The sequence below is a fragment of the Peribacillus simplex genome, from assembly GCF_001578185.1.
In the GTDB taxonomy this organism is placed as follows: domain Bacteria; phylum Bacillota; class Bacilli; order Bacillales; family DSM-1321; genus Peribacillus; species Peribacillus simplex_A.
On sequence record NZ_CP011008.1, the window covers coordinates 977,113 to 1,001,168 of the forward strand.

At 40.1% G+C, this 24,056-nt stretch carries 21 protein-coding genes and 1 pseudogene; 7 read left to right on the plus strand and 15 right to left on the minus strand.

Annotated elements, in window-relative coordinates; all coding sequences use genetic code 11:
- Position 1 precedes the first annotated feature (1 nt).
- A complete protein-coding gene (locus UP17_RS04555) occupies positions 2-1,405 on the minus strand; it encodes a sigma-54 interaction domain-containing protein (RefSeq protein WP_061461846.1) in 1,404 nt (467 codons plus the stop codon).
- A gap of 382 nt (positions 1,406-1,787) precedes the next feature.
- Here UP17_RS04555 and UP17_RS04560 point away from each other — a divergent pair, with 382 nt between their 5' ends.
- Both UP17_RS04560 and UP17_RS04565 read left to right on the plus strand, forming a co-directional pair.
- The gene (locus UP17_RS04560; protein ID WP_250211757.1) at positions 1,788-3,461 is read left to right on the plus strand and encodes an alpha-keto acid decarboxylase family protein; all 1,674 of its coding nucleotides are present in this window, start codon (positions 1,788-1,790) and stop codon (positions 3,459-3,461) included.
- A 303-nt stretch (positions 3,462-3,764) separates the two neighbouring features.
- Positions 3,765-3,992 (plus strand): annotated as a pseudogene (locus UP17_RS04565) (transposase); the annotation flags it as partial.
- A 134-nt stretch (positions 3,993-4,126) separates the two neighbouring features.
- Here the strand turns inward: UP17_RS04565 and UP17_RS04570 are convergent.
- The 5 genes from UP17_RS04570 to UP17_RS04590 all read right to left on the minus strand — a co-directional run bounded on the left by UP17_RS04570 (position 4,127) and on the right by UP17_RS04590 (position 10,019).
- The gene (locus tag UP17_RS04570) at positions 4,127-5,317 is read right to left on the minus strand and encodes a C40 family peptidase (RefSeq protein ID WP_081108701.1); all 1,191 of its coding nucleotides are present in this window, start codon (positions 5,315-5,317) and stop codon (positions 4,127-4,129) included.
- Positions 5,318-5,702: 385 nt separating this feature from the next.
- On the minus strand, positions 5,703-6,539 hold the full coding sequence (locus UP17_RS04575) for a TIGR03943 family putative permease subunit (RefSeq protein WP_061461849.1): 837 nt from the start codon (positions 6,537-6,539) through the stop codon (positions 5,703-5,705).
- Positions 6,540-6,553: 14 nt separating this feature from the next.
- Positions 6,554-7,435 carry a permease gene (locus UP17_RS04580; protein WP_411730652.1) on the minus strand — a complete coding sequence of 294 codons (882 nt, stop codon included), beginning with the start codon at positions 7,433-7,435 and terminating at the stop codon, positions 6,554-6,556.
- 287 nt (positions 7,436-7,722) lie between these two features.
- Positions 7,723-8,337: a DNA-3-methyladenine glycosylase gene (locus UP17_RS04585; protein ID WP_061461851.1), complete on the minus strand. Its 615-nt coding sequence runs from the start codon at positions 8,335-8,337 to the stop codon at positions 7,723-7,725.
- 116 nt (positions 8,338-8,453) lie between these two features.
- Complete coding sequence (locus tag UP17_RS04590) at positions 8,454-10,019, minus strand: MDR family MFS transporter (protein ID WP_061461852.1); 1,566 nt, start codon at positions 10,017-10,019, stop codon at positions 8,454-8,456.
- 282 nt (positions 10,020-10,301) lie between these two features.
- Here UP17_RS04590 and proC point away from each other — a divergent pair, with 282 nt between their 5' ends.
- Complete coding sequence (gene proC / locus UP17_RS04595) at positions 10,302-11,108, plus strand: pyrroline-5-carboxylate reductase (protein ID WP_061461853.1); 807 nt, start codon at positions 10,302-10,304, stop codon at positions 11,106-11,108.
- Positions 11,109-11,193: 85 nt separating this feature from the next.
- Entirely contained in the window at positions 11,194-12,561 is a 1,368-nt protein-coding gene (locus UP17_RS04600) for an FAD-binding oxidoreductase (RefSeq protein WP_061461854.1), read from the plus strand.
- Positions 12,562-12,807: 246 nt separating this feature from the next.
- On the opposite strand, the gene ald is transcribed toward UP17_RS04600, so the two are convergent.
- From ald to UP17_RS04630, 6 genes are all read right to left on the minus strand, one after another.
- On the minus strand, positions 12,808-13,941 hold the full coding sequence (gene ald, locus UP17_RS04605) for an alanine dehydrogenase (protein ID WP_061461855.1): 1,134 nt from the start codon (positions 13,939-13,941) through the stop codon (positions 12,808-12,810).
- Positions 13,942-14,139: 198 nt separating this feature from the next.
- Positions 14,140-14,961 carry an EcsC family protein gene (locus UP17_RS04610; protein WP_061461856.1) on the minus strand — a complete coding sequence of 274 codons (822 nt, stop codon included), beginning with the start codon at positions 14,959-14,961 and terminating at the stop codon, positions 14,140-14,142.
- Positions 14,962-15,009: 48 nt separating this feature from the next.
- Positions 15,010-16,269 carry a PucR family transcriptional regulator gene (locus tag UP17_RS04615; protein ID WP_061461857.1) on the minus strand — a complete coding sequence of 420 codons (1,260 nt, stop codon included), beginning with the start codon at positions 16,267-16,269 and terminating at the stop codon, positions 15,010-15,012.
- A gap of 154 nt (positions 16,270-16,423) precedes the next feature.
- The gene (locus UP17_RS04620) at positions 16,424-17,422 is read right to left on the minus strand and encodes an inorganic phosphate transporter (RefSeq protein WP_061461858.1); all 999 of its coding nucleotides are present in this window, start codon (positions 17,420-17,422) and stop codon (positions 16,424-16,426) included.
- A gap of 15 nt (positions 17,423-17,437) precedes the next feature.
- Complete coding sequence (locus UP17_RS04625; RefSeq protein ID WP_061461859.1) at positions 17,438-18,058, minus strand: DUF47 domain-containing protein; 621 nt, start codon at positions 18,056-18,058, stop codon at positions 17,438-17,440.
- Between the two features lie 230 nt (positions 18,059-18,288).
- Positions 18,289-19,287, minus strand: coding sequence for an inorganic phosphate transporter (locus tag UP17_RS04630; RefSeq protein ID WP_061461860.1), 999 nt, complete (start codon positions 19,285-19,287; stop codon positions 18,289-18,291).
- A 396-nt stretch (positions 19,288-19,683) separates the two neighbouring features.
- On the opposite strand from UP17_RS04630, the gene UP17_RS04635 reads away from it, so the two are divergent.
- Both UP17_RS04635 and UP17_RS04640 read left to right on the plus strand, forming a co-directional pair.
- Positions 19,684-20,514 (plus strand): aldo/keto reductase, encoded by an 831-nt coding sequence (locus UP17_RS04635; protein ID WP_081108702.1) that lies wholly within the window; start codon positions 19,684-19,686, stop codon positions 20,512-20,514.
- Positions 20,515-21,004: 490 nt separating this feature from the next.
- On the plus strand, positions 21,005-21,259 hold the full coding sequence (locus tag UP17_RS04640; protein ID WP_176432049.1) for a GlsB/YeaQ/YmgE family stress response membrane protein: 255 nt from the start codon (positions 21,005-21,007) through the stop codon (positions 21,257-21,259).
- 122 nt (positions 21,260-21,381) lie between these two features.
- Here the strand turns inward: UP17_RS04640 and UP17_RS04645 are convergent, their stop codons facing one another.
- Positions 21,382-22,299 carry an RluA family pseudouridine synthase gene (locus UP17_RS04645; RefSeq protein WP_061461862.1) on the minus strand — a complete coding sequence of 306 codons (918 nt, stop codon included), beginning with the start codon at positions 22,297-22,299 and terminating at the stop codon, positions 21,382-21,384.
- 193 nt (positions 22,300-22,492) lie between these two features.
- Between UP17_RS04645 and UP17_RS04650 the strand changes: the two genes are divergently transcribed.
- A complete protein-coding gene (locus tag UP17_RS04650; RefSeq protein WP_061461863.1) occupies positions 22,493-22,912 on the plus strand; it encodes a DUF5365 family protein in 420 nt (139 codons plus the stop codon).
- A gap of 67 nt (positions 22,913-22,979) precedes the next feature.
- On the opposite strand, the gene UP17_RS04655 is transcribed toward UP17_RS04650, so the two are convergent.
- Together UP17_RS04655 and UP17_RS29455 are read right to left on the minus strand one after the other, a co-directional pair.
- Positions 22,980-23,450, minus strand: a complete 471-nt coding sequence (locus UP17_RS04655) for a thioredoxin family protein (RefSeq protein ID WP_061461864.1) — start codon at positions 23,448-23,450, stop codon at positions 22,980-22,982.
- A gap of 91 nt (positions 23,451-23,541) precedes the next feature.
- Complete coding sequence (locus tag UP17_RS29455) at positions 23,542-23,793, minus strand: disulfide bond formation protein B (protein WP_289320923.1); 252 nt, start codon at positions 23,791-23,793, stop codon at positions 23,542-23,544.
- Positions 23,794-24,056 lie beyond the last annotated feature (263 nt).

Genomic DNA, 24,056 nt, shown 5'->3' on the forward strand with positions numbered 1-24,056 from the left:
TTTACGTAATGGGTAATTGACCTTTATATTTCTTCATTTTCCTAACGACTGAAGGCTGGCTTATACCTAAGAATTTTGCCATTTCATATGTGGATTTACATTGTTTACTTGCTTTCATCATCATCCATTTTTCCACTTGTTCAAGAGCGGTTTTGAGATCACGATCCTCAACCATCATTTGGTCGATCATTAAGGTATCATCTTTTTTCTCCAAAGATACTTGTCCATGGAAATGGGAAGGGAGGAAGCCTGGGAAAATGATGGAGTCTTCCGAGGTCAGAATGAGCCGTTCAATCAGATTTTCCAATTCACGCACGTTCCCTGACCATTTATGCTGAATCAGGATTTCGTAAGTGGAAGGATGCAACTTCTTATCTGTTTTGTATTTCTTGTTGATGATTTCGAGATTATGATTGATTAAGATGGCAATATCTTCTTTTCTTTCCCGTAAAGGCGGTATATGGACGGGAATCACATTTAAGCGGTAATACAAATCGAGCCTGAATGTGCCCTTTTCGACCATTTCCTCAAGGTTTTGATTCGTTGCGGTTACAAGCCGGAAATCTATCTTATGCTCTTTTTTTCCGCCCACCCTTTTAAAAGTCTTCTCCTGTAGGACATTTAATAATTTCACTTGCATATCCAGGGGGAGCTCCCCGATTTCATCCAGAAATAAGGTTCCATTGTCTGCCTGTTCAATCAGCCCTTGCTTACCATGCTTTTGCGCACCGGTGAAGGATCCCGCTTCGTATCCAAACATTTCAGATTCAAAGAGACTTTCTGGAATGGTACTGCAGTTGACTTCGATGAATGGCTCTTTGCTGCGGTAACTCTGATTATGTAGCCGGCGGGCGAAAACGCTCTTGCCCACCCCCGATTCCCCAAGAAGCATGACAGTGGCATCCGTTTTGGAAACACGGAGTATCGTTTTGGCGATTTGCCGCATTTCTTTGCTGCGATAGATCAGCTCCTCCTGTTCCCTCAGTTCCTCGACCTCCGATTGATATTCTTGAATCTTTTTCTCCAATTGACCGTACTGGTCCTGGAGGTTTCTGATTTCAGTTTGATCTTGGGCATAACTGACGACCCGAATCAATTCACCATCATCATCAAAGATGGGATAGGCAGTCGACATGACGATCTTTCCCGTCTTCGTATGCTGCATGATTTGAACAGGTGTTTTCTCTTTCAATACCATGGCAGATATTGAAGGCGTAAGTATTCCTTCCGTTTCGAGCTGATATACGGATTTTCCAAGATAATGGTCGGGTTCAATTCCATAAATCCACCAATGGTTAGGATTCGTAAATAAAATGAATCCCTTTTCATCAGTCACGGTAATATTATTATTCGATGTGCTGATGATGGTTTCCAAAACTCTTTTCACATTGTTTTCACTCATCATTTTCCCCCTTGTCCGCTTTTTCGGTTGATTCAAATATAAATCAAAATTAGAGGTGAAATCAAGAATTTTCAGACTCTTCGATTTGGAATTGAATCGTTTTTTTTGAAATCCGCATTTTTATAGTAGGCAGTAGCTCCGGTAGCAGTTCGTTTTTGGAATGGTTGGGAATAATGAATTTTCTTCAACACCTTTAAAAGCATCCTCTTCCCTTTGAGTGGTTAAAGATTTCCACACCATTCCAGGACAATATCACCCTCAAAGTTCAAAATAGATTAATAGGTTAGCGAAGGCAGCTCTTATTTATATGGATACTTATACGGTTAACCTACTTATGTTTGGGTATTAATAAAGTAGAGATGAATCAATTGAAGGAGTGATTGACTTGGCTGGAAACAGAACCTTGGGACAATATTTATACGACTGCTTAAAAGCAGAGGGCATTACAGAGATTTTTGGTGTACCCGGAGACTATAATTTTTCATTGCTAGATACTTTGGAAGATTACGATGGGATTGAGTTCATAAATGGACGAAATGAACTCAATGCTGGATACGCTGCGGACGCCTATGCCCGGGTGAAGGGCATGGCGGCACTTATCACCACCTTTGGCGTTGGTGAGATGAGTGCATGCAATGCAGTTGCTGGTGCGTACAGTGAAAATGTGCCGCTCATTCATATTGTCGGCTCACCAAAGTCCATGATCCAAAAGGAGAAAGAGCTTGCCCATCATACGTTAATGGATGGAGATTTTGATGTTTTCCGTAAGGTTTATGAGCATATCACCAGTTATACGGCGATTCTTACACCAGAAAATGCGGGTAGGGAGATACCGGAAGCGATCAGAATTGCGAAGGAAAAGAAAAAGCCCGTTTATTTGGTAGCGGCCATCGATCTCATTACAAAACCGGTGATTTCCCACACCGAACCTTCCCAAAATAAGACCAAAACGAATGACGATGCATTGCAGTCAGCAGTGGAGCATATAAGGAAAATGTTAGAGGATGTAAAAAAAGCAGTCCTGCTTGTAGATATGAAAACACTTCGTTATAACTTGCAAGGATCCGTGCAGCAACTGGCTGAGCAGTTAAATGTTCCAGTCGCTTCGTTAATGCAGGGGAAAAGCGTGTTTGATGAGAGTCATCCCCTTTATATTGGTGTATACGGCGGAGCTTTTGGAAGTAAGGAGGTAGCTCAGGCCGTTGAGGAAGCGGATTGTATCATTGCAGTAGGTGCTGTTTGGTCAGACGTCAATACATCCAAAGGTACAGCAAAGCTTAATCCGCTGAAAATGATAGAGGTTCAACCTGACTCCTTAAAAGTGGGAGTTGCCAGCTATATGAATGTCAATGGTGAAGATGTTCTAAATGCCCTCAAAGAAATTGGCTACCGGCAGAAGGAATCTGTTGGAACAACCTCGTTTCCGTATGACACAATGGTCGGAGACCCAACAGCACCACTGGAAGCGGCCTCTTATTATCCTCGAATTCAGCAAATGTTGAAGGAACATGACATTGTGGTCACTGAAACAGGAACATTCTATTATGGTATGTCACAGGTTAGATTGCCAAAAGGGGCGACCTATATAGCTCAGGGAGGCTGGCAGAGTATTGGTTATGCGACACCCGCTGCTTTTGGGGCTTGTATAGCAGATAGAAACCGTCGTGTACTTTTGTTTACTGGTGACGGTTCGATACAGCTGACAGCGCAGGAAATAAGCTCGATGTTGGAGAACGGCTGCAAACCCATCGTGTTCATCCTCAACAATAACGGCTATACGATAGAAAAATTCTTAAACGTAAAAGTCGATATAGAAAAACAGGAATATAACGAGATACCAGAGTGGGAATATACAAAGCTAGCTGAAGCATTTGGCGAGGAGGCCTTCACTGCGAGAGTCAGGACGAATGGAGAACTGGATGATGCCATCAAGAAGGCTCAGGAAATGAACGCCGAAAAACTTTCCCTTATAGAAATGATCGTGAAAGATCAAATGGATGGACCAGAGTATCTTAATAAAATAAGGCAGTATCTTGAGACGCAAGAAAAACAAAATTAATACCTATAGGCCTTCTATCGGAGAAGGCCTCAGACTGTAGACAAACTCGATGAAAATCGAGTTTGTCTATTTTTATGGCTTGTACAATTTGGACGTTGATTGGAACGTAGGGCACTCGCTTTCCGCGGGCGGTCGGGGAGCCTCCTCAGCTTTCGCCTTTGGTGTCTCCCCTAGACGCGCTTTTCTAAGCAGGAGTCTCGTACACCTGTTCCAATCAACTTTGTCTTACCTGTTAGATAGAACACTTTTGCCTGGAGTCATTTTTGTTTTAAAATAGAAGTATTAAAACTTGAGGTGATGAGGATGCTTTCTAAACATGATTCTATTCAGCGAGATCAACTTGAAATGATTACGTTAGATCAACTGGTGCCACCGAACCATTTGGTTCGTAAACTAGAGGCTGCCATTGACTTCACTTTCATTTATGACTTGGTGAAAGATATGTATTCAGAGGTAGGACGCCCAAGTATTGATCCAGTTATTTTAGTTAAACTGACATTCATTCAATATACCTTCGGTATTCGTTCGATAATGTAAAATGTTGGATCATTTACATTATCATACGAAAAAAAGCGTGTTTGATCATTTTATCAAAACACGCTTTTTCCATTTGTTATAAAATTTTTTTAAGTGAATGTTTAGCCAACAATTGTTATTGCCATCATTTAATTAATAACACGGACAGCCTTTACAAAACTAGGTCCCCAGTAAGAATTGTTAATGTTAGCGTAGGATACACCTTTAGATGTGGAAGCATTCAGCATTTGACCGTTTCCGGCATAAATTCCTACATGATTAATTACACCATCATTATTGGTATCGAAAAATACTAAATCCCCTTTTTGAAGGGCTTTCAGAGATACAGCCGTACCAGCCTGTGATTGTGCCACTGAATTTCGAGGCAAGGAAATACCTGCATTTTGGAAAGCTCTTAATGTGAATGAAGAGCAATCAAATATGTCAGTACGTGAAGTGCTCGCACCGTAAACATACTTAGCTCCTAGGTATCTTGCGCCGGCAGCCAAAACTTGATCCGCTTTGGAGGAATAAGTCAATTTGGACGGTTTTTTAGATGCAGATGAAGATACTGATGATTTCCCGGAAACACGGATGGATTGGCCTATACGAATACGATCTGAATTAGAAATATTAGGGTTTATTTTAAGTAAGGCACTAAGGGAAAGGTTATATCTGTTAGCGATGGTCGATAAGGAATCCCCTAGTTTAACCACATAAGTTTCTGTTGTATTTTTACTATTGTTCGTATAGTTGTTAAGGGTATTAACCTTCAAAACTTGACCGGGAAAAATAAGAGTGCTAGTCAAACGGTTTTCAGACTTTAATTGTTGGATAGTCATATTATTGACTCTGGCGATTTTTCCCAGGGTGTCCCCTGATTTGACTGTGTATGTATCACTTGAATTACTGTTTTTAGCCTTAGAGCTAGATGCAGGAGCTTGTCCGGAAACACGGATGGATTGTCCAATATAAATACGATCCGAATTCGAAATATTAGGGTTTGATTTAAGCAAGGCACTAAGGGAAAGGTTATATTTTTTAGCAATTTTAGATAAAGTATCCCCCAGTTTAACCACATATTTTCCGGTTTTGTTTATATTTTTATCCGTTTGCATGTTAAGGCTATTGACCTTCAAGACCTGGCCGGGAAAAATAAGGGCACTGGTCAAATGGTTTTGAGATTTTAACTCTTGGACAGTCGTATTATTAGCTTTAGAAATTTTATCAAGGGTGTCCCCTGATTTGACTTGATAAGAACCAGCATAAGCAGAATTTCCTGCCACAAGGGTACCTATTATAGTTCCTGCAAGAATAAAAGAGCTTTTCGAATTGTTCATTTAGGAAAGTTCCTCCTGATGTGGTAAAAAAATATGTAGCATTTATATTATAAGGCTATGAAATATAAAAAACATGACAATATAAAAAAAAAATTCATTTAGAAAATAAATGAAATTCGCCTTTTTCAGGTTATCCTGTTACAGGTAAATGTGGTCTGGTCACCTCGAGTGGGATTCAAGTGCAATGAAATAGGGCACATTCGGATTATATTAATTGCAGAAAGTAGGTTGGGATGGTTCAAAGATAGTTTCAAAAATACAGGGTTTGGCCGTAGAAATGGATAACAAGTCTCCTTGAAATTCATTACATAAAATGGAGGTTTGGGGTCGGGTAATTAAAAAGAAAGGTAAGAATACATATCCTTACCTTTCCTTTATTAATTTTTTAATATTGTCTATAAACGTAGGGATCATCAGGTTCAACGATTTTGCTATGTGATGATACTTTGAGTATAGGGATGGTTTTTTTAAATGGCTGATAATAAATGGATTCCAATTCACCCGTCACGGAATACCACTCATCATTTTTAGGATGCATTCCTTCAGGAAATTCGATCAGCATACCGAATACCCCAGAGTCTGCGACACAGTGAATGACCCCAAAACGAAACAGGAATACCTGGTTTTTGGCTAGCTCATCTGAATTGTACGAAAATCCGGTTAACGTTATTTGTTTGCCGGCGAACTTTCCAGGGGAGTAATAGATGGCTTCTAAATCGGTAAGATAGTTTTTGTCGGTTAAATGAAGACTATCACGATCAGCCAAGCTTTTGAGCGAGTGATCCATTAAAGTTAAATAATCATCCTTGCCATAATAAAGACTCGTATCCGGCTGCAGAAATTGATGCTGGCTATATTCATCTGTGTCATCATACACGGGGAAATGAAATCCTTTTTTTTCTACGATATTGGAGTCCATTGTGGCAACAGGCAAAAAGAGGCCGGTTAAAATGGGAATTAAAAATAGCGTGTAAGTAAGGTTTTTTTTCCATTTCTTGTTTTCCTGGGAGTGATCATGCCCGCACTGACAATCCTCAGACTCTTCTTGATTTCCTTCTTTGATAAATATATAAGATCCCATTAAAGTGAACATAGCCAGTATATAGATTGCAATCTGTGAAACATAAGAATATTCCATATTAATGTATTTCGATATATTCCCTGAGGCGTGTAGATGCATGAATAAAAATGTAAGTCCAAGTAATATGAATAATCTTCCCATATAAAACACCCTCTTTAAGAAATAAACAATAAAGTTAAACCAAGGACGGAAATAAATATATAAGCCATCAAACATAAAACAAATTTTGTTTTGAATGTACCTAAAAGCATGATCGTATTTTTAATATCAAACATGGCCCCAAATACAAGAAAAGCAACTAGTGAAGAGGGCGAGAAGGTACTTCTAAAAGAACTTGCAACAAATGCGTCGGCTTGGGAACACAAGGACATGACATAAGACAAAGCCATCATGACTACATTCCCGGGTAATTTACCTTGACCAATTTCTAGCAATAGGGATGTTTTCAAAAAGGTTTGAATGGCAGCTGCCAGAAGTGCACCAATAATTAGGTACTTTCCAACAGAAAAGAACTCTTCAATCGAGTGTTTAAACATCCCCGTTATCTTGTCTTTAAATGTATGTTTATTGTGATGTGTATGTTCGATATGTTCCTGTTTAAGCTGATTTGTCTTAAATTGAAAAGATAGGATGCATGCAATGATCAAGACGACCACCAATGCAATTCCACCACGATAGAAAACCATGCTCCAGCTATTACCAAACGCAATATAGGTGGAAAACAGGACGATCGGATTCAGAATAGGCGCAGAAAGCATAAAGGCAATGGCCGCTGAAAGAGGAACCCCTTTAGCAATCAAACGGCGGGTAATCGGGACGATCCCGCACTCACATGCAAGAAAAAAGACCCCTGCACCTATTGCGAATAGAACTGATAAGATCGGATTTTTCGGTATAATCCTTGCAATCATCTCTTCTGACACAAACATTTGGATGATTCCAGATATAAGGACTCCCAGTAGAATGAAGGGAAGGGATTCAATTAGGATACTAATAAAAATTGTATTCATTTGCAAAAGGGCCTGAACGTTCATCATAAACCACCTTCCATGTTGCTGACTTAACTATATTAGATTCGTAAAAGAAGGAAGTCAATTAATTATTACTAATGTAATAGGCTGTGGTTTAACGTTTGGGTAAATATTGTAAAATAATTTAATTGTAATGTAACGAATTATTTTGAAAGAAGTAAAGAAAGGGAAAAAGGAGACGGTTATGGACATAGAAAAAAATCCCCACAAAGTGCTTGTGAAACATCCACAGAATACCTGTAGCCTTTTTCACCGTTCACTTAGAGGAGATATCATCACCGTGATTTTTCCTGTCATCCTTTTTTAATTAGGTTCTTGCGAGAGATAAACGGATTGTCGGTAACCCAAAAACGCCACGGATAATCTTTTGCTTCCCCGGAGTTATCAATTCCGACGCGGGGCCCGCTAGAAATGTGTTCGGGTTGCTTTCCGGCTGCAAGATATAGAGGAGGATCAGTAAAGGACCGACCATAATCAGCCATGGTGATGCCAAGTGCCTTGGTTAGCTTTCCAGGTCCATCCGTCCATTTACGTATATCGGCTATTCCGCGTCTTTCCTGCATTAACTCAAGCCCTGAATAGGGTTCCAAAGCGCGAATCAAAATGGCCTCCGGATTTTCAGGCCCGCCGCTTACAACATTGACCAGTGTATGTGTGTGCATGACGTATGTATAAATTAAACCGGACTCACCGAACATCACTTCCGTCCGTTTAGTCCTTCTATTTCCAAAACTATGTGCGGCCCTGTCCACCGGTCCCATATAAGCCTCTGTTTCAACAATGAATCCAGAAGCGGTTCCATCCGCAGTTTCTTTTACAATCAGGCAGCCAAGCAGGGATTTTGCCAGTTCAAGCGTAGGCTGATTATAAAAATCCGCAGGCAAAATTGAATGGTTTATCTTGTTCATAGTATCACTCCATTTAGTCTCTTACAGGTAAATTTCCCTTATCGATGAAAAAGAAACATGGGAATGCGGGAATTAAAAAGGCCGGCTGATATAATCAGCCGGTCCAGAGCATATTTTTAACCTATTTCCTTTTCGGTTTCTTGATCTCTTTTTATTCGGCCCGAACCCACGGAAAGTGCCACTAATATTCCGGCGGAAACAAAAAAGATACCTGTGACGAAAACACTGGAAAATGCACCGATCCAAGCATTTTCAATCGTTTTTATAAGGATATTACTGACTTCCGCCGGCATTTTAAGGTTTTCAGGGTAAAGCATGAGGTTGAATAACTTATCCGTTTTATCGGCTAGTGCTTTCAATGCCTCATGCAATACAGGGTTCCTTTGGCTAACGACCGCATCATCCATATTTTGCTGGAGATTATGATTCATGACGGCATTCAAAACCGTGATGCCCATCGTTCCTCCTATTGATCGGAAGAAGGTCGAAGCCGCTGTAACCGACCCTAGCTGTGATTTTGGAAATTCATTTTGAACGGCAATCATCAATGTCGGCATGACAAGACCCATACCGATCCCAAGGATAGCCATGAATGAGTACGCAGTGAAAATGGTCGTACTACCGTCCATCGTACTCATTAGGAAGAAGCCTAGCGTCGCAATGGCCATTCCATAGGTAAGCACTGTTCGAAAACGGAATTTCAACAGTAATCGCCCGCCAACGACGCTGGAAAGAATCAAACCGATCATCATCGGAGTCATTGTCGACCCTGCTTTTGTTGGTGAAACTCCAAGAATCCCTTGCATGAACAGCGGGACGAACATGATTGCCCCGAACATCCCGAGGCCCAGCAGGAATCCCAAAATACTTGTGGTGGCAAATACTCTATTTTTAAAAAGGGATAAATCAAGAATCGGTTCAACTGCTTTTCTTTCAAAAAAGATGAATAGGGTAATGAAGACAATGGTGCTGCCGAAAATCAAGAGAGACTCCAGTGATACCCATTCGAACTTATCACCACCGAAAGTCAAGCCTAGCAGTAAGAGGACAATACCAGGAATCAAGGTGAAAATGCCTAGATAATCGATATTCACTTTCTCTGTTTTTCGTATGCCTTCATGTTTCAACCCGACATAAATCAATATGGCAGATAGCAAGCCCGTCGGTACATTGATTAGAAAGATCCAATGCCAGCTGATATGGTCAACGATCAGGCCGCCCAGAAAAGGACCAATGACAGAACTTAAACCAAAAAGGGCTCCAAATACACCTTGCCATTTGGCCCTTTGTTCCGCAGAGAATATATCGCCGATTATCGTTTGGGACAAGGGCATGATCATTCCGCCGCCGATTCCCTGCAGACCCCTGTAGATGATCAATTGCTCCATCGAAGTGGCAGTGGCACATAAAAACGAACCGATCGTAAAGATGATCGTGCCAAGCAGATAAAGGGAACGTCTGCCATATAAGTCAGATAGCTTTCCAACAATCGGTACAACTGTCGTTGAGGCTATTAAATATGCAGTCGTTACCCATGCAAAGATGGTAAAACCATTCAATTCGCCGATTATCGTCGGCATTGCCGTCCCGACAATCGTCTGTTCCAATGAACTGAAAAACATTCCAATGATCAATCCTGCTAAGACAAGCTTGGTATTAACCACCTTTTTCTCAATTTGCATACTATTTCTCCATTCCTTAATCTATATTCCTTTATTAGGTTGTGACTGGTAGGTCAAAATTATAAATCTGAAGTGACCAATTAGTCAACATTTTTTTCGCAAAAAATGTTGCATCAAGGAGTGAGTTCTTAAAGGTAAAGGTAATTTCATTCATATCATCTTAGTAATTCGACCAGAACCCACTAAATCCTTCCTGATTAATACCCGCAAGCGTGTTTCCATTTACCATATCCGATATAATAAAAAGGAACATAGATGAACTTATGATTGGAAGTGTAAGATATGAATAAAAAAATCGGGTTTATTGGATGCGGTAAAATGGGGGAAGCAATGCTTGAGGGCATGTTGCATGCAGAGGTCATTTCCCCTGATGGAATCATGGTCAGTACAGCGAGTGTCGAAACTAAAACTAAAATCACCACGAAATATAAGGTTAAAGGAACCTTGGAGAATAAAGAGGTTGCCGGTTTTGCTGATTTTCTGTTTCTAGGGATTCAACCTTCCATGCATAAGCAGGTGCTTGAAGAAGTGAAGAACCATGTGAAAGATGATGTTGTGATCATTACAATGGCAGCTGGAATCACTATATCCCTAGTTGAGAATATCTTCGGGAAAAGAGTGAAGGTTGTCCGCACGATGCCAAACACCCCTTCGCTTGTCGGTGAAGGCATGACGGCTATGAGCATTAATGATGAAATTACGGGTGCTGATATAGAGGATGTGACTGCACTGCTGAATAGCTTCGGCAAAACGGAAATCCTGCATGAAGATTTGATGGATGCAGTACCAGCCATCAGCGGTTCTTCACCTGCTTATGTATACATGTTCATCGAAGCACTGGCAGATGGAGGGGTCCGTGATGGCATACCAAGGAAACAAGCATACCGAATGGCAGCACAAGCTGTAATGGGAGCTGCTAAAATGGTACTTGAAACGGAAAGACATCCAGCCTCATTAAAGGATGATGTCTGCACCCCGGGTGGTTCAACGATATCCGCAGTAGCGTCTTTAGAGAGGAATCAGTTTAGATCCAGCATTTTACAAGCAATGAAGGCCTGCACGGATAAAACGAAAGGGTTCGGCAAGTAAGGAAGGATGGATTGCCTCCAAGCGGGCAATCTCCTTTTTTGAATATTATTATCTGAATGTTTAGTGAAAAAGAGGGGGATGCAGAATGAATGGCTATATAGAGGATCTAAGGAAGATACTGACGGAAGTACAAGTAACGGTGAATGAGACTTTATTGGAACAGCACAGCCATGACGAATCATATCATTCTCCGCATTTACCGGATATGGTCATATACCCAAGAGATACTGCGGAAGTCAGTGCAGTCGTGCGTTATGCGAATGAGCATGAAATACCGGTCATTCCTTTTGGATTAGGATCAAGTTTGGAGGGGCATGTAGTTCCGGTCAAAGGGGGGATTTCCCTGGATTTGTCCTTGATGGATCAAGTATTGGAAATCAGGGAAAATGATTTCCTTGTGAAGGTTCAACCAGGTGTGACAAGGACGCAGCTCAATAAAGAATTAAAAAAATACGGTTTGTTCTTTTCCGTCGATCCTGGCGCCGATGCAACAATGGGAGGGATGGCAGCTACGAATGCAAGTGGGACGACATCGGTCAAATATGGGATTATGCGTGACCAAGTCAGGAATCTGGAAGTGGTTTTAGCAAACGGTGAAGTGATCCATACCGGAAGTTTAGCGACAAAATCATCTTCAGGCATTCATTTGAATGGCTTGTTTGTCGGCTCGGAAGGTACGCTAGGTGTATTTACTGAACTGACATTAAAGGTATACGGCATTCCTGAAGTCACCATGGCAGGAAGAGCTTCATTTCCAACCGTGGAACAGGCCGTATCTGCGGTTAATGGAATCATGCTTGCTGGAATCCCGATTGCACGAATTGAATTGGTTGATGCCGAGTCCATAAAAAAAGTTAATCAATTCATGGACAAATCCTATGATGTCAAACCAACTTTATTCCTGGAGTTTCATGGTAATTTTGCCGGACTGGAACAGGACATCAAGTTTGCCAAGGAAATCGTAAGTGATTTTGGAAGTGGGGATATCCAGTTTGAAACGGATTCAAAAGCACGGAATGCTTTATGGGAAGCCCGACATAATCTCGCGTACGCATTCATTCACAGTGCCCCGGGTAAGAAACTGATGGTGACCGACGTAAGTGTGCCACTTAATGAATTATCGAATGCCATATTGGATACAAGGGAGAAAGTCGAACAATCAAAAGTGGAGGGAGCGATTGTAGGACATGTAGGTGACGGGAATTATCATGTGTTGTTCATGATTGATCTAAATAATCCTGAGGAAGTTAATGAAGCGAAGAGGTTAAATGAAGAAATCGTTGAATATGCTTTAACGAAAGGCGGTACATGTACTGGTGAACATGGGGTCGGCCTTGGAAAATCAAAGTATCAGCGAAGGGAACATGGCGCAGCTTACGAAGTGATGAAAACCATCAAACAGGCATTGGACCCTAAAGGAATAATGAATCCTGGGAAAATTTTCGCGGATTAGAGAAATAGTCTATTATGGTAGATTAGTATAATATTAATCTTTATTTGTGAAAGGGCAGGAAAATCCGACCTTCATCCGAATAATTCGACCGAAGCAAAGAATAATCCGACCTTCATCCAGATAATTTGACCAAAACGAAGGAACATCCAACTTATTAAATTGTACGAAAAGGGACATCTTCAAGGGGATTCCCGTCCAAAAAAATAAGAGTCCAGACACGATGTGTGTCTGGACTCTTATTTTTTATTAAGCGTTAATGTTATTTGGGTTTAAGGCGTTTTCAACACTTACGTAATTGTAGCCTAGGTCTGTTGCAACTGCTTCGAACGTGATTTCACCGTTTGCCACGTTGACGCCTTTTGCAAGTGCGTCATTTTCAAGGATTGCCTTGATTGCGCCTTTGTTTGCGATTTGCAGTGCAAATGGTACTGTTACGTTAGTTAAAGCAACTGTAGAGGTTTGTGGCACCGCTCCTGGCATATTCGCTACTGCGTAATGCACTACTCCATGTTTAACATAAGTAGGGTTATCATGTGTTGTTATGTGGTCAACCGTTTCAAAGATACCGCCTTGATCGATTGCAACATCGACAATGACTGATCCTGGGGACATCGATTTAACCATTTCTTCTGTAACGAGTTTAGGAGCTTTAGCACCTGGAATCAATACAGCACCGATTACTAAATCAGCATCTTTGACTGCTTCTGCAATATTATAAGGATTGGAGATGAGTGTAGTCAGTTCATTTCCGAAAATATCATCAAGTTGACGAAGGCGGTCAGGGCTTAAGTCAAGAATGGTAACATCTGCGCCTAATCCAATAGCGATTTTAGCTGCATTCGTTCCAACCATACCTCCGCCGACAACAGCGACTTTACCACGTTTCACTCCAGGAACTCCGCTTAAGAGAATTCCTTTGCCACCGTTATTTTTTTCAAGGAACTGAGCACCGATTTGAGCAGCCATGCGTCCAGCCACTTCACTCATTGGTGTCAGTAAAGGAAGTGTGCGGTTCACTGCAACTGTTTCATAAGCAATGGCCAAGACACCGCTTTCTTTTAGGGCCTGAGCTAGTGCCGGTTCAGCCGCAAGATGCAAATATGTGAAAAGGATTAAATCCTTTCGGAAATATTTATATTCAGATGAGATAGGTTCTTTTACTTTCATGATCATTTCTGTGCTTGACCAAACGCTTGCAGCGTCCTCGACTATAACTGCGCCAGCCTCTTGGTATGATTCATTTGTAAAACTGCTTCCTAGACCTGCGTTCATTTCGATTAATACTTCATGCCCCGCATTGACTAATGCTACAACCCCAGCTGGAGTGATAGCTACACGGTTTTCATTGTTTTTAATCTCTTTTGGAATTCCTATTCTCATCTTAATCCCTCCAATAATATGTTTTACTATTTGTATCTCAAGTATAGTTGGAAAAAGAAACAGTTAGTATGTGGAAATCAGAAAAATGAAAAAGGTGTATTTGTGGAATTCCACAAATGCAGTTTCAATATAGATGGACTTACCAGGACCAAGGCACTTGATTCATATCATAAACGTGTGAAGATATAACGCTGAATTCTAATTCTTTGCTATAGGCTCTTGAATGCGCTCTAAAATCCGTCTTTTCTTATAAAGCATGATTCCCGTATCGGCCATATCGGCAATCATGGAACGATTGGTCAGGGCACCAAAGATAATTCCAGCAACCGGAACCATTTGCAGAAGCTTTTTCCAGCCAAACTGATCACGGTATGTATAAACGACTTCTCGCCATCCTTGCAGCTCGGATGCTATTTCCCTTTTTGTTTCTGAATCAGGCAGGTTCATTTTCGACAATTCATTTAATAGGACCCTTTTGCCGACAACATCCGAAGTTGTGAACTGCAGACATTTGACTATGAAAATACGCTCTTGGCGGTCACTGGGATTGAAGCCATAAGTGATGGCGATATCCTGAAGTGTTTTGATCGACATACCGAGAAGAAGGGGTATGTCTATAGCTATGGTGAAGATTCCACCAATACCGGTAGTGGCGCCTTGAACCGTTGCCAATTTGCTGCCTGAATTTTTAATTTCTTGACTAACGCTATCCATGATATGGAGGGGGATGCCTGAAACATCTTCCAGGGCAGTAATATTCACCTCGGGATTCTTGGCCCTTAGCTTACTTAAAATATGAGCTTCTTTCGTAAGATATTTTCCACCGTTCTGAATGTAGCTGCCGATTTCATCAAGCATGACACCCAATTTTTTCTGAATGAAATCCGGTGTCAATTTGTCCAATAGTTTGAAGGGGATTCGCCCAATCCGTTCCCAAAACCATAGCCCTTTCTGATCCTTTTCCCATTTTTCTATGATCTTTAATTCTTTTTCAAGTTCTTCTTTTGTTTCAAGTTTCATATGATCAACCTTTCATCACACTTCTAGTATTCCATATCAAGGAATATATCATTGATTTTTCTTGAAAAATTCATCATATTGTTTAAGTTTTATGTTAAGAAACAGGGACATTTTTTGAATGGGATCTTTTAACCGGATGTTTCCCACTTCTGAGATTCGTTTTAATCGGTAATTCAATGTATTCACATGGATATGAAGATTTCTAGAAGCTTCATTTGGGTTGCAGTCTTTCTCTAGGTAGACAGTGAGTGTCTGCAGCAATTCCGTCTGGTTTTTCATGTCGTATGCTTTTAGCTTCAATATGGAAGGATGAACATGACGCTGTTTGTTGCTTGCGAGCGCTTCAATCATTTGAAACATGCCAAGTTCTTCATAATGTAAAATGAGCTTCATGTCATCAGGGAAAATATTCTTCATTTTCAGGGTGTATTGTGCTTCTTCGTAACTTGATTTAACATCCATTAAGTTTTTATACATATTGCCAGCCGTTCCAAGGATATGCTCAACACCGAAACGCCGTTTCATTTCCAGTATGAAAAAAGGAATGAAATCATATATAGATGCAGAAAAAGAAGGGCTGTTTTCCTGGTTGGCTCCTGCGAAAAGAATGAGCTTGTTATGGTCAATGGCAAATAAGGAACTGTTTATCTTTTGTGTAGTCGTTAACATGTATGAAATGTAGCGTTCCACTTCGCGATTGATCTCTTTAGGAAATTCGAATACTAAAATGGAAAAAACCACGGGAACATGGATGGAGAATTTCGTGAAATTTTCATTTATTTCAGATTCTTCTTGGTAGTGTCCAGTCAACATGCGCCAAAGGAATTCTTGATGCCCAGCTTCTTTCCTTTTCTTTTTCAATTGCAATTGCTGTAATTGGTTTTTCGCTTCCTTGGCAGCGAATTGCAGGAATTTCATATCTTCTTCGGAGAAAGGTTCATTGACTTCCAAGGCCCAAATGAAGCCAAGGACTTCATTATTTTTCCGAATGGAAACTGCAGCCCTGTTACCAAGACCAACATCATTGATGGCCCCTATTTTAATGGGTGCATCTTCTTTCAATAAAGCTGGGATGAAACCATCTTTCCATAAACTGTTGATGACCTTTTCAGGTACACGTCTTCCGATAATGGTCATTATACGAGCCTGATCCGTAGTATCATCATGTGTGCTATATGCAAGTAAGCGGTGGTTACCGTCCTCGATTGTAATGGGGCAACCTAAAACAGAACTGATTCTATCGGCAAACTCCATCATATCTCCATAAAGGTCTTTAAAAATATCTCTATTTTTTTCGAATTCCTTCATATTTATTTTGCCCCTCGCTTAAAAAAATTCCTTCTCCTTGAATTTTATACGATTTCTTATGAATAAGCATAGATAAATCCTTAAATTACAAGATGCTTTTTTTGATGAAAACAGAAAATCCCTACCGATGTGAACCGGAAGGGATTTTTTTACATTAGAATAGGAAATTAATCAAAAGATAAATCAAACCTGCTAATGTTGCCGAGATGGGAATGGTAATGAACCATGTGATGATCATTCTTTTAGCCGTTCCCCATTTTACGCCCTTTACACGATGGGCCGATCCAACTCCAAGGATTGAAGATGAAATGACATGGGTGGTACTGACTGGCATGTGTATTATGGTCGCGCCGAAAATGATAAAGGCTCCGGTTAGATCCGCAGCAACACCATTGACCGGACGGATCTTCATAATTTTGCCGCCTACGGTTTTAATGATTTTCCATCCGCCAACGGAAGTTCCAAGTCCCATTGCTACCGCACAGGAAAATTGAACCCAGAAGGGGATTTCTGAACTTGTTGCATAACCATTTGCAATAAGGGCCATCGTGATGATACCCATCGCTTTTTGAGCGTCGTTCGTTCCGTGGGTATACGATTGAAGTGCTGCAGTAGCAATCTGTATAGTACGGAACCTTTGGTTTGTTTTTGTCAGGTTATTGTTTTTAAAGACGACTTTAAAGATGCTGTAAACGATAAACCCGATTGCAAAAGCAATTAACGGGGAGAAGATCAAAGCTTGAAGAATTTTCAAGAATCCTTCCCATTTAATGCCTGCGAATCCTGCTGCAGCAATTGCAGCACCTGCAATCGAACCGATCAATGCGTGGGAGGAACTGCTTGGTATTCCGTAATACCAGGTAAGAAGATTCCATATGATTGCGGCGAGCAGAGCTGCCAATATTACATATGAACCATTCGGAAGCGTGAACGGATCCACGATATCCTTCGTTATTGTCTTCGCCACTCCAGTAAATGTCATGGCTCCGACGAAATTCATGATGGCCGCCATGATGATGGCATGCCGAGGCTTCATGGCCTTTGTTGAAACAGCAGTCGCTATTGCATTGGCTGTATCATGGAAACCATTGATGAAGTCAAATGCTAAAGCAAAGAAAACGATTAATATTGTTAAAATTAATAAAGTATCCATTTATTGGGGTACTCCTTAGGCGTTTTTCATTATGATTGTTTCAAGAGTATTGGCCACTGCTTGACAGTGATCGGCGATGTCTTCAAGGCTTTCGTAAATTTCTTTATATTGAATGATCCTGATTGGATCTTTTTCTACGGTAAACAAGTTTTTGATCGATTGACGTTGGATTCCGTCACAAACGGATTCAAGATCTTTAATTTTGATTGCATTTTCACGAATCATTGGCAATTTTTTTGTGGAAAGTGTATCGACAGCTATTTCAATCTCATATGTACACTCTTTGATTGCATCCACAAACTTAAGCATATACTCATCTGCATTGACAATTGAGTACATTTCGAATAATGCGGCACAGTGTTCCAAACCGTCTATGACATCATCCATTCTCATGGTTAATTCAAGGATATCCTCGCGCTCGATAGGAGTGATGAAGGCATTGTTCAGCTCTTTAATCACGTTATGAACCATTGAATCGCCTTTATGCTCATAGTCTTTCATCGTATCTGAAAATACTTTTAGATCGGAGATGTTTTTCAGTTTATAATCTGCGAAATAGTCAGCACCTTCTTTAAGGTTTTGAGCGATGTTGAAAAGCATTACTGCGAATTTGTCTTTTTTTGATTTAAAAGCCATGTTAAAGCCTCCCAATTAGTCATGCAAATTTGCGCACTTTTTAGTCGTACGCTTAGTATTAACAAATTGATTGTAACGAATTCATGTAGTTTCAGGGAAGGTTTTTCGACGAAAATTTACAAAATCTTAATAAAACTTTACATACAAAAACAAGGATAAGTAAAAAATGGGAAACAGTTACACTTGCAAGCGTAGAAAAAAGCCTTTCCGATATGGAAAGACTCAAGATTTTATAAAAATAAAGCAATGAAGTAATAAATAATTCCAGCTAATGAAGCGGAAATCGGCAAGGTGATGAACCAAGTGATCAACATGCTTTTAGCTGTTCCCCATTTTACCCCTTTAATGCGGTGTGCAGAACCGACCCCAAGTATGGAAGAGGAAATGACATGTGTCGTACTGACCGGCATATGCAGGAAGGTGGCACCAAAAATGATGCCTGCACCAGTTATATCTGCAGCAACCCCATTTACCGGCCGTATTTTCATGATTTTACCGCCAACCGTTTTGATGATTTTCCAACCCCCGATTGATGTACCAAGCGCCATGGCTATTGCGCAGGATAACTGTACCCAGAAAGGAACTTCAGAGGTAGAGGCATATCCGTTAGCGATCAAAGCCATCGTGATGATACCCATGGATTTTTGAGCATCATTCGTTCCATGTGTATAAGACTGGATGGCGGCCGTGAGAATTTGTATTCTCCTGAATCGCTTATTGGTTTTTCCTAAATTATTATTTTTGAATACTACCTTGAAGATACTGTATACAATGAATCCAAGCGTAAAGGCAAGGATGGGGGATAGAATCAATGCCTGGACGATTTTAGTGAATCCACTCCATTTAATTGCATCGAAGCCACTTGCCACTATGGCAGCCCCCGCAATTGAACCAATGATTGCATGGGATGAACTGCTTGGAATGCCAAAATACCAAGTGATTAAATTCCATGTTATTGCCGAAAGAAGAGCAGCAAGAATAACATAAGAGCCATTGTTTAATGTGAAGGGATCAACGATATCCTTCGTAATGGTATGCGCTACACCAGTAAACGTCAGCGCCCCTAATAAATTCATGACCGCAGCCATGATGATTGCATGACGTGGTTTTAGAGCCTTGGTCGATACAGCTGTAGCGATGGCGTTAGCCGTATCGTGGAAACCATTGATAAAGTCAAAGACCAAAGCAAAAATAATAATTAGCGCGGTTAAGATGAATATGCTATTCATACATGGAAGACTCCCTTAATTTCAAGTATGTAATGTAACTATGGATTGTGGCCAATAAATTGGCGCAAGACAGCTTGCGACTCCTCACTAATTAGAATGGAAGTTTTACGTTTGATTATTCTTTAAAGATGGCACCTTCTTTTTTACTTGGTTTAAAATCAACTATTCAATTGTAACGAATTTCATATCTATAAGGATAGAGGTTTCGTCATTTTTTTACAAAATATTTAATTTGGTGAAGGATTAAATAGGAAATTGTTCATTTTGTTATAAATGAATGGATATTCAGGAGTTCATTTTCATTTTAGAAACCCGTTTAATCCAGAGGCTTTTGGTTAGAAATAGAAGGTGGGTCGATGTATAATTGGTAAATAAAAGTAAAGGGGGAATGACTGAATGATTACAAATATTGGGGAAATGATCACTTTACATAATGGAGTCCAAATGCCACAGTTGGGCTTCGGTGTATTTAAAGTTAAAAACGGCAATGAAACCGTTGAGTCCGTCAAGAAAGCGATCGAAGTAGGATATTGTGCAATTGATACGGCAGCCATTTATGGAAATGAAGAAGGAGTTGGACAGGCGATTCGGGAGTGCGGTGTGCCTCGTGAAAAATTGTTCATTACATCTAAAGTGTGGAATACGGAGCAAGGATACGAAACGACACTCAAGGCATTTGATGATAGTTTAAATCGTCTTGGCTTGGAATATTTGGATTTATACTTGATCCATTGGCCGGGTAAAGATAAGTATCTGGAAACCTGGAAGGCACTGGAAAAGCTTTATAAGGATGGAAAAGTGAAATCAATCGGTGTAAGTAATTTCCATGTTCATCATTTGGAAAATTTACTTGCAAACAGTGAAGTGAAACCGGTCGTCAATCAAATCGAATTACATCCACTTTTGACTCAAGTCGAAATTCGTGAGTACTGTGCAAAACATGAAATCAAGGTAGAATCATGGAGCCCCCTAGGCAGAGGAAATCTTTTGGAAGAGCCGACAATTAATCATATAGCGAAGAAGCATGGGAAAAGTTCAGCACAAGTGTTAATTAGATGGCATTTGCAAAATGATCTCGTCGTAATACCTAAATCGATTACGCCGTCCCGTATAGAGGAAAATGCACAGGTATTTGACTTTTCATTAAGCCTTAACGAAATGAATCAAATAGATGCCTTGAATAAAAATGAGCGGTTCGGAAGCAATCCAGATGAACTTTTGTTCTAAAGAACGTACTGCAAGAATGTTGCAAATGAAAGGAGGGTGTCCCGATAAGGGGCATCTTTTTTCTTTTTTCTTAATGAACATATTTGAGACAGTTACTGCTTATACTAACTATGTGACAAAGTTAAAAACATATTATATACCCGTTCTTCAGGTGTAATACTCCTGTTTTCGTTACCAAATATTTTTTAAAAAAATCAGGTTTTAGTTTAATTAAACGGGGAAAATAATGAGTACAGCGGCAAACAAAAAGAAAAAATTCACTAACACATTGAGGATTGTCCAATCAGTTCCTCAAGGGCTATAGCTAGCTAACACTACCTTATAACTAACACATTCACATTCATTAGATATTGTGCGTAATCGGCATTATACCATTTGAATGTAAAAGTTAAAAGAACTGAAAAAAGGGCATGACAATATGGAAGTGATGAGTTTCTTGAAGTCTGCTGTAGATATTAAAAATTAACTAATTTGAAGGAGGAAATATATTATGGGATTTTTATGGTCATTAATTATCGGAGGTATCATTGGTTGGTTAGCAGGTCTGATCGTTGGACGTGATGTACCATTTGGAATTATCGGCAACATTATCGCTGGTTTTGTTGGTGCATGGTTAGGTTCATTAATTCTTGGGCACTGGGGACCTACAGTAGCAGATTTCGCTATCGTTCCAGCATTGATTGGTGCAATCGTATTTGTTTTCATCTTAAGCCTTATCTTAAAAGGCATGAGAAAAGCATCTTAAATACAAAATAAAGCTGGCCCAGGTGGCCAGCTATTTTTTTAAAGTTAACCTTTATGATTTAGTCTATGATACAGATTAAACTGAAATGAAAAACACCGTTCCAATGGAACGGTGTTTTTCTATTATATGTGAAAATTGAATATTTCAGGTCGATCCAGGAAAGGAGCTTCAATAATCAACTTTTCCTCGGAAATGGGGTGGATGAATTCGATTTTTCGTGCATGCAGGGCTTGACGTGGGAAAGTCCTTCTTCCTCCATAAAGGGTATCTCCGGCCAAAGGGTGATTCAGATGGCTGAAATGTACCCTTATCTGGTGGGTTCGGCCGCTTTCCAAAGTACAGCTGACGAGCGTCAAGTTTTTCTTGGGATCGCGATTGAGCACCCGGTAATGGGTAACTGCGGTCTGACCTGAAGGGGAAACCCTTCGTCTCGTGGCATGGTGGCGGTCCCGGCCAATTTTTTCTTTGATTTCGCCTTCATCCTTTTTTATGTTTCCTTCGACTAAAGCAAGGTAAGTCCGTTTGATTTCCCTTGCTTCCAACATTCTATCCAGCATGGACCCAATGAGGCGGTTTTTGGCAAAAAGGACCGCACCGGTGGTATCTTTATCAAGCCTATGAATATGCTTGATCATACAGGTCTGGCCGGTTTGCCGAAGGTGGTGCGCAACTCCATTGATGAGGGAGTGTGCTTCACCTGGGAGAGAAGGGTGAGTATCCATCCCAGCCGGTTTATTGGCTATCAACAACAGGTCATCTTCATATAAGATGGATATTCCTAAGTCTGCCGTTTTAACAGTTTCATTTTCAGCTTGATCCAGCATGGGGATGCTGACCGTATCTCCTTCAGTAAGGACAGTTGACCATGTGACGGAATTGCCGTTCACTGTCACTTCTTTACTCATCCTCCACTCATGCACCAACTTCTTTGGGGCTTTCCACCGCTCCCTAAAAAGCTTTTCCAATGTTAATCCATTCCAGCTGTCCAGTACTTCTATTAATAAATGTTGGTTAGTTATATTGAAATTTTCCAATTTCATTCCTACTTTCGCCTTGTTTGGTTGTGGTTAAATGAAAAAAATAACCTTTGACCTATTGCTAAGATTTTCGTGGTGGAAATTACCACATATTTTTTACAATTTTTATGTTATTCTATTGGGAAAGAAATCGCTTGTCCTAGAGTATACATATATTAGATAGGTCTAACGGATCTGAAAAAAGGTGGTTTTTTTAGTGAAGACGGTCTTTTCTTCAACTGAAGAACAAGAGCAAGAAATAGCGAGTCTCGTTTCTCGTTTCTACGAATCTGTATTTCCGAAATACTTTACGGAAAGTGAAATCCTTCATTTTCGTGAGATTGGCGTTTTGAAGCCGAATCAGGGTTCTTTGACTTACTTAGCAACATTAAGAGATGCATTTCAAGTTATGACATGTCTTCAAATCCTCATGTCGATATTGGATAAACAGAAGAGAGAAGATTCTATAGTGATGGAATCTAAGTCTGAAGAATTGTTCCAACATAACATCACTCTATTGAATGAATGCGGAATATTCTTCCCTTTTTATTATGACCATTTTTCACATATACATCATGAAGCGGGTAATGAGATGCAGATGATGGATATCAAGGTGGCCAATCAATATTTAGTATAAGTCAAAAAAAATGAACCGGCTATAACGGGTGAAGATTTCCGTTAGGGCCGGCTCATTTTTTTCATCCTTAATTAATATCGTGGTCCTCGAACCATTTCTCGAAGGTTTCCTCTTTATTAAATCCAACGATCCGTTCTTGTTCCTGTCCATTTTTATAGTGAACGATGGTCGGCTCCTTTTTGATGCCATAATCGCTCCAGCCTTGTTCAAACTCCAAAAGGTTGTATTGAACTAGATCGATTCCCAACTTTTCTGCCAAAGGTGCCACGACGGGTGTGGTTTTTTGACTGATCGAATTCGAAGGACTATAGAAATAAACGGTCACATCTTTATTATCTTGAAGGTCCTGCTCCAATTCTTCAGGCAGGATCAAGTTTTGATAATTGGGATCATCCAGCTGATCGACAGTAGCTGATTTGAGCTTATCTTTGCCGTATGGATTTCCTTTTGTTTTTTCTTCTTTTTTCATGTTTGTAAAAACGCCGAGCAGGACAAATAGCGCGACGATTATTACTAAAATTATAGCCATTTTCTTCATTAAGCTGCAACCTCCTTGGATCTTGTCCATACGATGTAACTGCATATAAAAATAATGACGAATGCAGTCAAGGCTAGGAATGGGATAGTAATTAAACCCAATACGTTAATATATTGTCCTGTACATGAAACCCTTCAGCATGCAAGGGTGTGGTCAGAAAGGATGAGACCTTTTGTATCAAATTATGGTAAGTGGAAATGAATGCACCCGATTCGGATAGTATCATGGTATAAAAGCTGATCCAATAATCTTTTCGAATGATTGCAATTCCTAAAATGATTGTAAAAGGATACATGATGATCCGCTGATACCAACAGAGCGAGCATGGTTCATATTGCTTCATTTCAGAAAAATATAAGCTTCCTGAAAAAGCAATGATGGAAGCAGCCAGGCTACAAACATAAGTTTTCCACACTGCGTTTTGTATTGTTCATGGTTCCTCTTCCCCATCTCTTTTTGCTCTCATGAAAAGTATAGTATGTATGGACTGCGTCTGTAAAATATATATTCTTTTTCTGGGACATTAAGAATGATTTTATCAATGGAATTTTGAAAACCTTGGATAGGTTCAGTTGTTTTAATTTTTGAATAAGGGGTATAATTCTT

Coding starts and splice junctions, on each gene's coding strand:
- UP17_RS04630 (WP_061461860.1), bottom strand. CDS start 19,287: ATGAATAGCATATTCATCTTAACCGCGCTAATTATTATTTTTGCTTTG.
- proC (WP_061461853.1), top strand. CDS start 10,302: ATGAATAAAAAAATCGGGTTTATTGGATGCGGTAAAATGGGGGAAGCA.
- UP17_RS04555 (WP_061461846.1), bottom strand. CDS start 1,405: ATGATGAGTGAAAACAATGTGAAAAGAGTTTTGGAAACCATCATCAGC.
- UP17_RS04570 (WP_081108701.1), bottom strand. CDS start 5,317: ATGAACAATTCGAAAAGCTCTTTTATTCTTGCAGGAACTATAATAGGT.
- UP17_RS04600 (WP_061461854.1), top strand. CDS start 11,194: ATGAATGGCTATATAGAGGATCTAAGGAAGATACTGACGGAAGTACAA.
- UP17_RS04590 (WP_061461852.1), bottom strand. CDS start 10,019: ATGCAAATTGAGAAAAAGGTGGTTAATACCAAGCTTGTCTTAGCAGGA.
- UP17_RS04610 (WP_061461856.1), bottom strand. CDS start 14,961: ATGAAACTTGAAACAAAAGAAGAACTTGAAAAAGAATTAAAGATCATA.
- UP17_RS04635 (WP_081108702.1), top strand. CDS start 19,684: ATGATTACAAATATTGGGGAAATGATCACTTTACATAATGGAGTCCAA.
- UP17_RS04655 (WP_061461864.1), bottom strand. CDS start 23,450: ATGAAGAAAATGGCTATAATTTTAGTAATAATCGTCGCGCTATTTGTC.
- UP17_RS04575 (WP_061461849.1), bottom strand. CDS start 6,539: ATGGGAAGATTATTCATATTACTTGGACTTACATTTTTATTCATGCAT.
- UP17_RS04640 (WP_176432049.1), top strand. CDS start 21,005: ATGGGATTTTTATGGTCATTAATTATCGGAGGTATCATTGGTTGGTTA.
- UP17_RS04615 (WP_061461857.1), bottom strand. CDS start 16,269: ATGAAGGAATTCGAAAAAAATAGAGATATTTTTAAAGACCTTTATGGA.
- UP17_RS04625 (WP_061461859.1), bottom strand. CDS start 18,058: ATGGCTTTTAAATCAAAAAAAGACAAATTCGCAGTAATGCTTTTCAAC.
- UP17_RS04620 (WP_061461858.1), bottom strand. CDS start 17,422: ATGGATACTTTATTAATTTTAACAATATTAATCGTTTTCTTTGCTTTA.
- UP17_RS04585 (WP_061461851.1), bottom strand. CDS start 8,337: ATGAACAAGATAAACCATTCAATTTTGCCTGCGGATTTTTATAATCAG.
- UP17_RS04580 (WP_411730652.1), bottom strand. CDS start 7,435: ATGATGAACGTTCAGGCCCTTTTGCAAATGAATACAATTTTTATTAGT.
- UP17_RS29455 (WP_289320923.1), bottom strand. CDS start 23,793: ATGAAGCAATATGAACCATGCTCGCTCTGTTGGTATCAGCGGATCATC.
- UP17_RS04645 (WP_061461862.1), bottom strand. CDS start 22,299: ATGAAATTGGAAAATTTCAATATAACTAACCAACATTTATTAATAGAA.
- ald (WP_061461855.1), bottom strand. CDS start 13,941: ATGAGAATAGGAATTCCAAAAGAGATTAAAAACAATGAAAACCGTGTA.